Origin of the sequence: Virgibacillus sp. LDC1, assembly GCF_025792345.1 — a bacterium.
Classification (GTDB): Bacteria; Bacillota; Bacilli; order Paenibacillales; family Paenibacillaceae; genus Paenibacillus_AQ; species Paenibacillus_AQ lautus.
Map to the genome: position 1 here is coordinate 61,937 of NZ_JAOXLZ010000010.1, position 10,977 is coordinate 72,913.

Here is a 10,977-nt window from a genome sequence, read left to right on the forward strand (position 1 = left end):
AGTAAGCTAAACGTTCAAATCGGATGTCCGGAGCTGTCGATTTCGTATACAACAAATTTGTACATCTTTTTTTCTTACTTTTTTTAGGATAGGAAGGAATTCGACATCTACAGGCGAATACAAATAATGGTCGGTTTATGGGAAAGTTAGGAACTTTCGAGTTTGCATATACTCATTGTACGATTTAAGTATCGGGGAGGTTGGAAGGATGAGCAAAGAAAGCAAACACAAAGTGCTGATTGTGGATGACCAGAATGGTATCCGCATCCTGCTTGTGGAAGTGTTCAGCAGTGAAGGATATGAGACGTTTCAAGCGGCGAACGGCAAGGTAGCGCTTGAAATTGTGAAGATGCATGCCCCGGATTTGGTGCTGCTGGATATGAAAATTCCTGGAATGGACGGGCTTGAGATTTTGAAGCATATTAAACAGATGAATCCGGACATTAAGGTGATCATGATGACAGCCTATGGAGAGCTTGACATGATCAAGGAAGCAACCGATCTTGGTGCGTTGATGCATTTTACCAAACCCTTTGATATTGATGAGATGCGGCAAGCCGTCAATATGCAGCTGAAAGGGACCGCCAATAATATCGGTTGAATGATGAATTCTGCTCAAAGGGCGGAATTCTTTTTTTTGCCAGAATGTGAGGTCCTTCGCAGCATTTTAGGAAATGCTTGTTTAGTATTTATGACGCGATGTGGTATAATAAGTCCGTATGTTATATCGGCTAAAAACCATAGACAAACTAAGCATCTATAGGAGGATGAAACCATGCCATTAGTATCAATGACAGACATGCTGAACAAAGCACTCGAAGGTAAATATGCTGTTGGTCAATACAACATCAACAACCTGGAGTGGACATATGCGATTCTTGAAGCGGCTGAGCAAGAGAAATCCCCGGTAATTCTCGGAGTTTCCGAAGGCGCAGCTCGTTATATGGGTGGATTCAGCACCGTCGTACACATGGTAAAAGGTTTGATGGAGGACCTGAAAGTTACAGTTCCTGTTGCCATTCACCTTGACCACGGTTCAAGTGTTGAGAAATGTAAAGAGGCAATCGACGCTGGATTCACTTCGGTTATGATCGATGATTCCCACAGCCCGATTGAGACGAATATTGCAACAACGAAACAAGTCGTTGAGTATGCTCATGCCAAAGGCGTTTCCGTTGAAGCTGAAGTCGGCATGGTCGGCGGACAAGAAGATGACGTCATCGGTGACGTAATGTACGCGAAGCTTGACGATTGCGTTCGCATCGTGAACGAAACAGGCATCGACACATTGGCACCTGCGCTTGGTTCTGTTCATGGTCCTTACAAAGGCGAACCAAATCTTGGTTTCAAAGAGATGGAAGAGATTCGCAATGCTGTGAAACTTCCGTTGGTGCTTCATGGTGGTACAGGCATCCCGACGCATGACATCAAGAAAGCAATCTCTTTGGGTACGTCCAAAATCAACGTGAACACCGAGAACCAAATCTCGTTCTCCAAAGTTGTTCGTGAAGTGCTTGCTGCTAAACCAGAAGCTTACGATCCGCGCACATTCCTGAAACCGGGCCGTGAGGCGATTAAGGAAACGGTTGTTGGCAAAATCCGTGAGTTCGGTTCCAACAATCAAGCGTAATCATTACTTGTAATTAAATCGCTCGTAGTCCTAGTGGCCACAACATGACGATTGGAATCACCTAAGATTTTAGGCTGTCTTATGCTGCATACAATGAAATGGAAAGCACACCGCATAGCCGGTGTTTTTCCATTTCATTTATTAAGATATCAAAGAACAAGCGGGTTGTGAGCTTCACAACCGGATAATCGAGAACAAAAAAAGAACGCTAAATGCGGTCTGTCATCCTAAGGAACGTCGCTAAGACGTTTTTCTTGTATGACGGCCATCAGAACCATTTCCGGCTGCGAAGTGATGTAGGGGGACCCGAAAGCTTATGGAAAAATTGATGATCAGCGGTGGACGCCCACTGCGAGGCACTGTAACCATCAGTGGTGCCAAGAACAGTGCCATTGCGTTAATTCCCGCCGCAATCCTGGCGGAATCGGAAGTCGTACTTGATAATTTGCCGCTTCTCAGCGATGTGGCTGTTTATGCTGAGATCTTGGAAGAATTGGGCGGGCAAGTTTCATGGGAAGGCAATCAGATGAGAATTGACCCTTCTGATATCAAATCTATTCCGATGCCTAACGGACCCGTCAAGAAACTGCGCGCGTCCTACTATATGATGGGCGCCATGCTTGGAAGATTTAAAGAAGCCGTGATCGGCCTGCCGGGCGGCTGTAATTTTGAACCTCGTCCCATCGACCAGCACATCAAGGGTTTTGAAGCGCTCGGCGCAACCGTCACCAATGAACACGGTTCGATTCATCTGCATGCCAAAGAGCTGCGAGGCGCGAAGATCTATCTGGATGTGAGCAGTGTGGGTGCAACGATTAATATTATGCTGGCGGCTGCTAAGGCCAAAGGCTCCACAATTATTGAAAATGCGGCGAAAGAGCCTGAAATTATAGATGTTGCAACACTTTTGAATTCCATGGGAGCTGTCATTAAGGGCGCCGGAACGGAAACGATCCGGATTGAAGGCGTAACCGAGATGCATGGCTGCCGACATTCCATTATTCCAGACCGGATTCAGGCCGGTACATATATGATTGCTGCCGCAGCTACACGCGGCGATGTTCTGATTGACAACGTCATCCCGAAACATCTTGAAGCCCTTACGGCCAAGCTGATCGAGATGGGTGTTGGTATTGAGGAGCTGGACGAAAGCATTCGCGTGATCGGTAAGGACCGGTACCAGCATGTGGATGTGAAGGCGCTTATATATCCTGGATTTGCAACGGATTTGCAATCACCGATGACCAGCCTGCTTACGCAAGCGGAAGGCGTCAGTGTCCTTAGTGATTTTGTATATAGCAACCGATTTAAACATGTTCCGGAGCTCGTTCGCATGGGGGCCAAAATCCGCGTGGAGGGACGCTCTGCCATTATAGAAGGCGGTCCGCTGAACGCAGCTAAAGTCAAAGCGACCGACCTGCGCGCAGGCGCAGCTCTTGTCATTGCGGGACTAACCGTACCCGAAGGGGTAACAGAGGTAAGCGGCGTAGAATTCATTGATCGCGGCTATGACCATCTGGTATCCAATCTGCGTATGCTGGGTGCAGACGTATGGCGTGAGACGGAGGAAGAGTGATTTTTTTACCAAAATGAGGGAAATGTGCAGTTAAAACTGCATATCTCCCTCTGATTTGGGTAATGCTCCTAGTAAAGCTCTCATAGAATAATAGACTACATGACAGCAGGGATCTGCTGTGACAGAAACAAATAATTGAATAGGTGGTTATTGAATGGATTTACAAATAGCCGATTTGGAAGGCATGAAGCTGACGGATCTGTATAAGCTGGCCAAAAAGTATCAGATTCCTTATTATGGCCAGTTGAAGAAAAAAGAATTGATATTTGCCATTCTCCGGGCGCAGGCTGAACAGAGCGGCTTGATGTTCATGGAGGGTGTGCTCGAGATTTTGCCGGAGGGTTACGGTTTTCTTAGGCCGATCAACTATTTGCCGAGCACGGAGGACATCTACATTTCGGCCTCCCAGATTCGCAAATTTGATTTAAGGACCGGAGATTTGGTTTCGGGCAAATGCCGGACACCTAAAGAGAACGAACGTTACTTCGGGCTGCTGCAGGTTAACGCCGTGAATGGTGAGAATCCTGCCGTCGCAGCGGAACGATTGCACTTCCCAGCCTTGACTCCTCTTTATCCGCAAGAAAAGCTTGTTCTTGAAACATCCCCTAATCAGTTGTCAACCCGAATTATGGATCTGCTTGCACCTGTAGGTTTAGGACAACGCGGTTTGATCGTAGCGCCGCCAAAAGCAGGGAAAACGCTCCTCTTAAAAGAAATCGCCAACAGCATCTCAACCAACAATCCAGAGATTGAACTGTTTGTTTTACTCATCGATGAACGGCCTGAAGAAGTGACGGATATGCAGCGTTCCGTTAAGGGCGAGGTGGTTGCTTCTACTTTTGACGAGCTTCCGGAGAACCATATTAAAGTGGCGGAACTGGTATTGTCCCGTGCCTTGCGGCTGGTGGAGCATAAGAAGGACGTTGTTATATTGCTGGACAGCATCACCCGTCTTGCCCGCGCGTATAACCTGGTCATCCCTCCGTCCGGCAGAACGCTGAGCGGCGGTATTGATCCTGCGGCATTCCATCGTCCGAAGCGTTTCTTTGGATCGGCGCGCAACGTGGAGGAAGGCGGAAGCTTGACGATTCTGGCTACGGCCTTGGTTGAAACCGGGTCGCGGATGGATGATATTATTTATGAGGAATTTAAAGGTACGGGCAACATGGAGCTGCATCTGGACCGCCGCTTCGCGGAACGCCGTATTTTTCCGGCGATCGACATTCGCCGCTCCGGCACCCGGCGTGAAGAGGTGCTGCTGAATAAGGATGAATTGGATACCATTTGGGCGATCCGTAAAAATATGAACGACTCTGCTGACTTTGTGGAAGGCTTCCTCAAAAAAATGCGTGACAGCAAGAATAACGCGGAGTTCTTGGCATCATTTGATGTTAATGCCAATAACGGTAGCGGAACCGGGGCTCAGGGCCAGACAGCCAGACGTCCATCGCGTGCATCTGCGGCGACGGCCCCTCAGAGCTAAGCCCTGAATCAACCGGAGAATAGGAGATCAACATGTATTTGGTTTATGCAGATGAACAAGGGAACGTATACGATCATTCCGAACTGTTTGGGCTGGCCCGCAGCGGAGATATGATCGTTGAGATATTGGATGATGAATTGATACCTTTGCCGGAAGGAGCTACACTAGTCGGACTGCCAAGCACCCGAGCGATCGGAATGGATCCGGAGACCGGTGAAATGATGCCGCTTGAAGACGGGTATACCGCTGTCGGAGCGCTTCTGCCGCAAGGCTACACCCGGCTCTGCTTGCCGGGGTACGTGAAGTCGGACAAGGAATATAAGCTGCCGCTATTTGGTTACTCGGCGGTCGTATGGAAGGATGGCGCTTTCTATACGACGGCGCGTTTATCCGATGACCCTGAGAAGTGGAACCCTGTGAACTGCGATCTGAACGATCTTGAGCTTGGAGTCAAGACGCTGAAGGAGAAGTATCCGGAGAATCGGCTCTATGAACATCTGTCTAACTGTGCATTAGGATATGAATGCCTGACGGCATCCAACACCTTCCTGAATCGCTGGGAGGGCGCCGTTCCCGTGTCTTACTCCTGCAATGCCGGATGCTTCGGTTGTATTTCGGAACAGCCGGATGACAGCGGCTTTGTCTCGCCTCAGACCCGCATGAACTTCCGTCCGAGAGTGGATGAGCTGGTGCAGGTCATGCTGGAGCATCTGAAGACACCGGAGTCGATCATCAGCTTTGGCCAAGGCTGTGAGGGAGAACCCTCCACGCAGGCGAAGATCATTATAGAAGCCATGAGAGAAGTCCGGGCACAGACCGATATGGGATACATTAATATTAATACCAATGCGGGACTGACCGATTTTATCCGCGGCATCGTCGATGCGGGTCTTGATCTGATGAGAGTCAGTACCATCAGTGCATTGGATGATCATTATAACGCATACTACAAGCCAAGGGGCTATACGCTGGCCAATGTGGAGAAATCTCTTCGTTATGCAACCGATCAAGGGGTGTATACATCCATCAATTATCTGATCTTCCCAGGCGTGACCGATCGCGAGGAAGAGCTGGAAGCCATGATTGAGTTTGCCCGCCGCACGGGTCTTAAGTTAATCCAGCTGCGTAATCTCAATATTGACCCTGAGAGCTATCTTGAGCTTATTCCGCCTGCGCAAGGCGAGATTCTGGGGATGAAGCAGGCTATTGAGATTATGCAGGAGGAGCTGCCGGATGTGGTGATTGGCTCCTACACGCATGTGCCGCCTGCAGGACAGGCAAGACCGAAGAAGAGACCTTCGATTATCTAACAGAACCGTACTGATATCGCATGTGTTAAAAACAGGTTGAAATTCCAATTGTGGTCTTGCCTGATGATTTGTGTATGGGCTATTGCGCATTCAATATGCTCGTGATATACTCCATTTATGTGTCCATATAACTCTGGGTCCGCATGAGGCTCAGGGCGGAAAGAGGTGAAAGCTACAATGAAACAAGATATTCAACCGAAATATCACGTTACTACAGTTACTTGTGCTTGCGGTAATACGTTTGAAACAGGTTCTGTAAAACCAGATCTTCGTGTAGAGATTTGCTCGAACTGTCATCCGTTCTTCACAGGTAAACAGAAATTCCTGGATGCTGGCGGTCGTGTTGATAGATTCAAGAAGAAATACGGTATCTAATAAACAAACCCTTCCCCTTTGTGGTCGAAGGGTTTTTGTCTGTTTATAAGGCTGGCGGAGTATGCAACTTCTTCCGTCGGTTGCTTTTTTGATAGCCATGCGATATACTAAAGTTCGCCGTGCTAGACGGGGAGGTAGCGGTGCCCTGTAACTCGCAATCCGCTGTAGCGAGGTTGAATTCCTGTTAGAGGTATTGTCGATGTGAGGCTGGTCCCTGCGCTCAACGTTGACGGTTGGGTCCTCCGCAATGAGCACTTGTGAACCTGGTCAGGTCCGGAAGGAAGCAGCCATAAGCAAGATCGCTTTTGTGCCGGAGGGGTGCCTAGCCCGAGTTGTTGCTCAGGATTGCCGCTCGGATCGCAATTATCAATAACAGGTGCACGGTATACATATCTGCACATAACACCTTTGCCATATTGGCAAGGGTGTTTTTTGTCGAGATGGCTATATATTCAAGCTAATCCTTCATGTGTACTTTGGATAAAGTTTTCCAAGTAAACGTTTTGCTAAGGCAGGGGAAAGTAGTATAGAATGTAGTATAATATAACCGTTAAACTCATGCCTTTTCGGCTGGGATTGACCATGAATGCACAGTAAAGCACGCGAGAATCGGGCATAGTATAAACTTTTGGTTTTCTCGATCTCGTGAAGTGGAAGTTGAAAGAGGGTAAAGCACAGTGGAACATATCGCGTTATATCGTGCTTGGCGACCACAGTCGTTTGGCGACATGGTGGGCCAGCAGCATATTATCCAGACCCTGCAGAATGCCATTCGCGAGCAGCGGGTTTCCCATGCCTACCTGTTCAGCGGTCCACGGGGTACGGGCAAGACCAGTGCCGCTAAAATTTTGGCCAAAGCCGTGAACTGCGAGCATGGTCCGGCTGAGGAACCCTGCAATGAATGCGAGGCCTGCCGGCGCATTACGTCCGGCGCCGTCATGGATGTTCAGGAGATTGATGCTGCATCCAACCGCGGTGTCGAGGAAATCCGTGATTTGCGGGAGAAAGTCAAATACGCACCGACCGAGGTGCGGCGTAAGGTTTATATTATCGATGAAGTACACATGCTGACGACGGAAGCGTTCAATGCCTTATTGAAAACGCTGGAGGAACCGCCGGCACACGTGATGTTTATACTAGCGACAACAGAGCCGCACAGGCTTCCGGCAACAATCATCTCACGCTGTCAACGGTTTGACTTCCGAAGGGTTTCCTTGGACGAACAAACCGGGCGTCTAGAGCAGATTTGCGGAGAAGAAGGCATTACGGCAGAGCATGAAGCGCTGCAGTATATCGCACGTCTATCGGATGGCGGTATGCGGGATGCATTGAGCATTTTGGATCAGATTGCTTCCTTCACTGGAGGCACGGTATCTTACCAGCAGGTAATGGACATGACGGGCGGTATTGCCTCGGAGCAGTTTGGTCGTCTGGCCAGTGCCGTGAAACAAGGGGATGCCGGACTTGTGCTGCAGATCGTGGAGCAGTTCATGCAGGAGGGGAAAAGTGCTGATAAATGCATGGAGAATCTCCTGTATTATTTCCGCGATTTGCTAATGATCAAGATGGTTCCTGGCGCCGACAAGCTGACCGATCGGGTTTTGAATCCGGCAGAGTTTCAGGAGATGGCGAATGCCTTCAGTCGAGATGAATTATTTCAAATGATTGATACGCTGAATCGGTATCAGAGTGAGATGAAATATGCCTCGCAGCCGCAAACCTTGTTTGAGGTAGCATTGCTCAAGCTTTCCGGTATAACCCAATCTGCGGGCGGGGCCGCAGCTGCCCATAGTACGGCCGATGCGGGGGAACTCGCTCAGCTGAAGCAGCATGTAGCCTCACTTGAGAAAAAGCTGGAGCGACTGATACAAAACGGTGTTCCTGCATCGAGTCAACGCGAACCGGCCAAGTCTACCCGTACACCGGCACCGAAAGCAGCTTCATCAGCCAAGATCCCGCAGCATATGGATCAGTATGTATCTTGCCGATCCGGGGAGGATTATATCTCTGTTCATCGGCAGTGGGCCCAAATTCTGCAGAATGTAAAAGAGGAGAAGGTAACGGTCCATGCATGGCTGATGGATGGAGAACCCGTGTCCGTATGGGAAGACAAGGTCCTTGTCGCTTTTAAAAACAACATCCACCGGGAAACCACGGAGAAACCTGCCAATAAACAGGTGATTGAAGGGGTTCTTGAGTCTACGCTTGGCAAACCGTATCATCTGGTTACCATGATGCTTCGTGACTGGAGTGACGCGGTAGAAGGAGTGGGCAAGCCTCAGGCAGAAGAGCTTAAGCTGGAGCATGAAGAAGCGGATGCCGGTGGGGAAAAACCATGGATTGATGAGGCGATCCAATTGTTTGGAGAAGACCTCGTTGTCATAAAAGACTAGCACGTCCCTACGTGCACCCTATTATAAGGAGAGATGAATCAATGAATAATATGAACCAAATGATGAAGCAAGTGAAAAAGATGCAGGAGCAAATGCTTAAGGCTCAGGAAGAGCTCGCTACGAAAACCGTTGAAGGAACTTCCGGCGGTGGCGTGGTTACCGTGGAAGCGAATGGTCATAAACAAATTCTGTCCATCAACATCAAACCTGAGGCGGTTGACCCGGATGATGTGGAAATGCTGCAGGATTTGGTATTGACTGCGGTTAACGATGCACTTGCCAAGGCTGAAGAAATCGCAAATGCTGATATGGGCAAATTCACAGGCGGCATGAAAATTCCGGGCTTGTTCTAATCTAACCTAGAAGGAGTAGTTACATTTGTACTATCCTGAACCGATCGCGAAGCTCATCGATGCCTTTACGCGACTGCCGGGTGTGGGGCCGAAGACGGCTGCCCGCCTGGCTTTTCATGTTCTGAACATGAAGGAAGATGACGTTATTGATTTTGCCAAAGCGCTAGTCAGTGTCAAAAGGAATCTGCACTACTGCTCCGTCTGTTGCAACATCACCGATACGGATCCATGCCGGGTATGTCAGGACAAAACCCGGGATGCTTCGACCATCTGCGTTGTTCAGGATGCCAAGGATCTCGTGGCGATGGAGCGTACGAAGGAATTCGATGGCTACTATCATGTCCTCCATGGAGCCATATCTCCAATGGAAGGGATCGGACCGGATGAAATCCGTCTGAAGGAGCTGCTGACGCGTCTTAGCGACGAGAGAGTGAAAGAGCTGATTCTGGCCACGAATGCCAATATAGAAGGAGAGGCAACGGCGATGTACATATCGCGTCTGGTCCGTCCTTTTGACATTAAGGTGACCCGAATTGCCCATGGACTGCCTGTTGGCGGTGACTTGGAGTATGCAGATGAAGTGACTTTATCCAAGGCGCTAGAGGGCCGACGAGAACTGAACTGATATTTTGTGATTTCTGCAACATCGGTTTGAGATTGAAAGCATATATACGAGAACGAGCATCGGAAGCAATTCTGAGGGCTCGTTTTTTCTTTATTTACTACATCGCGCAGAAAGTAGAGGCTGGAAGAGCTCTTTTGGTTCTAAGTTTGTCCCTCTCTCGATATGAATGTTACAGACAGTCTTATTTAAGGGCAGTGTCTTAACATTCATATTCATAGGGAGTGAACGGAATGAAGATATGGTGGAAGCAGTCGAGGAAGAAAGAAGAGGAAACGTATATCACAGCAGAGGATCAGGAACGGATGTGGCATGTCTTCCTGGACGTTCAGAGATCCCAGATGGAGTGGGAGCGAGCGCATTTGCTGTTTCAAGAGGCGACGGGACAGGATCAGATCGATTATGCGATCTACATGCTGGAGGCAGCGGAGCGCAAATACCAAATGAACCTCAAACAGGCCAAGCAGCTCAACCTGGATGGAGCAAGGATGCAATATATCGAGCAAAAAAGGGAGAACGGTTAAACGAGAGCTGCGAGGATTCCTAATGAAGGAGGAGTATCTATGAAAATGATTGTTCTGGGCGTGTTATGCATATCGCTTTTGCTGCTTATCTATGTTGTGTTTAGAAAGAAGCTCGGGCTGGGATGGTTAACCGTATTCGGTGCGCATTTGGCCCTCTCGGCTGTAGCTATCTATGTTGTGAATTTCACGGGCTTAGCAGCTGAAACGTATATTCCTCTGAATCCGATGACCATAGGAACCGTTATGGTTCTGGGCTTGCCGGGCGTGGCTCTACTAGTTGGTCTGAAAATAACGATATTAGGTAGTTGACGCAAGCTTATATTCTATGATACATTAATGTTCGCCCGTTTGATTCTGGGTGATAGAGATTCACTGGTCAGGTGGAAAAATGGTTGAAAAAATAATCAAAAAAACCTCTTGACCAACAGCAAGCTAGTATGATATATTATAAAAGTCGCCGCTGAGATGCGGATGACAAACGAAAATGATTGATCTTTGAAAACTGAACAACGAGTGAGTGAGGATTTCACTAGTGAAATCCATTGTGAAATCATCATGTACAAGCCTTGGTTTGTTGGATGGTGGAACATAAAGAGAATTGAACAAATTCTCGTCAGTTAAGAAATGAGCAAGTCAAACTTTATTGGAGAGTTTGATCCTGGCTCAGGACGAACGCTGGCGGCGTGCCTAATACATGCAAGTCGAGCGGAC

Annotated in this window: 11 protein-coding genes, 1 rRNA gene and 1 other RNA gene; all 13 read left to right on the forward strand. The window is 48.5% G+C overall.

Annotated elements, in window-relative coordinates; all coding sequences use genetic code 11:
- The first annotated feature begins 208 nt into the window (after positions 1 to 208).
- The gene (locus OHJ21_RS32465; protein ID WP_076326391.1) at positions 209 to 601 is read left to right on the forward strand and encodes a response regulator; all 393 of its coding nucleotides are present in this window, start codon (positions 209 to 211) and stop codon (positions 599 to 601) included.
- A 174-nt stretch (positions 602 to 775) separates the two neighbouring features.
- The gene (gene fba / locus OHJ21_RS32470) at positions 776 to 1,630 is read left to right on the forward strand and encodes a class II fructose-1,6-bisphosphate aldolase (RefSeq protein WP_076326392.1); all 855 of its coding nucleotides are present in this window, start codon (positions 776 to 778) and stop codon (positions 1,628 to 1,630) included.
- A 316-nt stretch (positions 1,631 to 1,946) separates the two neighbouring features.
- Entirely contained in the window at positions 1,947 to 3,206 is a 1,260-nt protein-coding gene (locus tag OHJ21_RS32475) for a UDP-N-acetylglucosamine 1-carboxyvinyltransferase (protein WP_071222334.1), read from the forward strand.
- Positions 3,207 to 3,360: 154 nt separating this feature from the next.
- Positions 3,361 to 4,689 (forward strand): transcription termination factor Rho, encoded by a 1,329-nt coding sequence (gene rho, locus OHJ21_RS32480; RefSeq protein WP_100541583.1) that lies wholly within the window; start codon positions 3,361 to 3,363, stop codon positions 4,687 to 4,689.
- A gap of 32 nt (positions 4,690 to 4,721) precedes the next feature.
- Complete coding sequence (locus OHJ21_RS32485; RefSeq protein WP_100541582.1) at positions 4,722 to 5,999, forward strand: radical SAM family protein; 1,278 nt, start codon at positions 4,722 to 4,724, stop codon at positions 5,997 to 5,999.
- Positions 6,000 to 6,176: 177 nt separating this feature from the next.
- Positions 6,177 to 6,374 carry a 50S ribosomal protein L31 gene (gene rpmE, locus OHJ21_RS32490; RefSeq protein ID WP_006207505.1) on the forward strand — a complete coding sequence of 66 codons (198 nt, stop codon included), beginning with the start codon at positions 6,177 to 6,179 and terminating at the stop codon, positions 6,372 to 6,374.
- Between the two features lie 117 nt (positions 6,375 to 6,491).
- Positions 6,492 to 6,758: signal recognition particle sRNA large type (gene ffs, locus OHJ21_RS32495), an RNA gene on the forward strand.
- A gap of 293 nt (positions 6,759 to 7,051) precedes the next feature.
- Positions 7,052 to 8,767, forward strand: a complete 1,716-nt coding sequence (gene dnaX, locus OHJ21_RS32500) for a DNA polymerase III subunit gamma/tau (RefSeq protein ID WP_100541581.1) — start codon at positions 7,052 to 7,054, stop codon at positions 8,765 to 8,767.
- 41 nt (positions 8,768 to 8,808) lie between these two features.
- On the forward strand, positions 8,809 to 9,120 hold the full coding sequence (locus OHJ21_RS32505; protein WP_009595540.1) for a YbaB/EbfC family nucleoid-associated protein: 312 nt from the start codon (positions 8,809 to 8,811) through the stop codon (positions 9,118 to 9,120).
- A 25-nt stretch (positions 9,121 to 9,145) separates the two neighbouring features.
- Positions 9,146 to 9,745 carry a recombination mediator RecR gene (recR, locus tag OHJ21_RS32510; protein WP_071222338.1) on the forward strand — a complete coding sequence of 200 codons (600 nt, stop codon included), beginning with the start codon at positions 9,146 to 9,148 and terminating at the stop codon, positions 9,743 to 9,745.
- Positions 9,746 to 9,975: 230 nt separating this feature from the next.
- Positions 9,976 to 10,266: a hypothetical protein gene (locus OHJ21_RS32515; protein WP_100541580.1), complete on the forward strand. Its 291-nt coding sequence runs from the start codon at positions 9,976 to 9,978 to the stop codon at positions 10,264 to 10,266.
- A gap of 39 nt (positions 10,267 to 10,305) precedes the next feature.
- Positions 10,306 to 10,575, forward strand: coding sequence for a pro-sigmaK processing inhibitor BofA family protein (locus tag OHJ21_RS32520; protein ID WP_100541579.1), 270 nt, complete (start codon positions 10,306 to 10,308; stop codon positions 10,573 to 10,575).
- 331 nt (positions 10,576 to 10,906) lie between these two features.
- Positions 10,907 to 10,977, forward strand: a 16S ribosomal RNA gene (locus OHJ21_RS32525); the annotation flags it as partial.

Excerpts from the sequence above, each read along its gene's own strand:
- OHJ21_RS32485 (WP_100541582.1), top strand. The coding sequence starts at position 4,722 with ATGTATTTGGTTTATGCAGATGAACAAGGGAACGTATACGATCATTCC.
- OHJ21_RS32520 (WP_100541579.1), top strand. The coding sequence starts at position 10,306 with ATGAAAATGATTGTTCTGGGCGTGTTATGCATATCGCTTTTGCTGCTT.
- rho (WP_100541583.1), top strand. The coding sequence starts at position 3,361 with ATGGATTTACAAATAGCCGATTTGGAAGGCATGAAGCTGACGGATCTG.
- OHJ21_RS32465 (WP_076326391.1), top strand. The coding sequence starts at position 209 with ATGAGCAAAGAAAGCAAACACAAAGTGCTGATTGTGGATGACCAGAAT.
- OHJ21_RS32515 (WP_100541580.1), top strand. The coding sequence starts at position 9,976 with ATGAAGATATGGTGGAAGCAGTCGAGGAAGAAAGAAGAGGAAACGTAT.
- OHJ21_RS32505 (WP_009595540.1), top strand. The coding sequence starts at position 8,809 with ATGAATAATATGAACCAAATGATGAAGCAAGTGAAAAAGATGCAGGAG.
- OHJ21_RS32475 (WP_071222334.1), top strand. The coding sequence starts at position 1,947 with ATGGAAAAATTGATGATCAGCGGTGGACGCCCACTGCGAGGCACTGTA.
- fba (WP_076326392.1), top strand. The coding sequence starts at position 776 with ATGCCATTAGTATCAATGACAGACATGCTGAACAAAGCACTCGAAGGT.
- rpmE (WP_006207505.1), top strand. The coding sequence starts at position 6,177 with ATGAAACAAGATATTCAACCGAAATATCACGTTACTACAGTTACTTGT.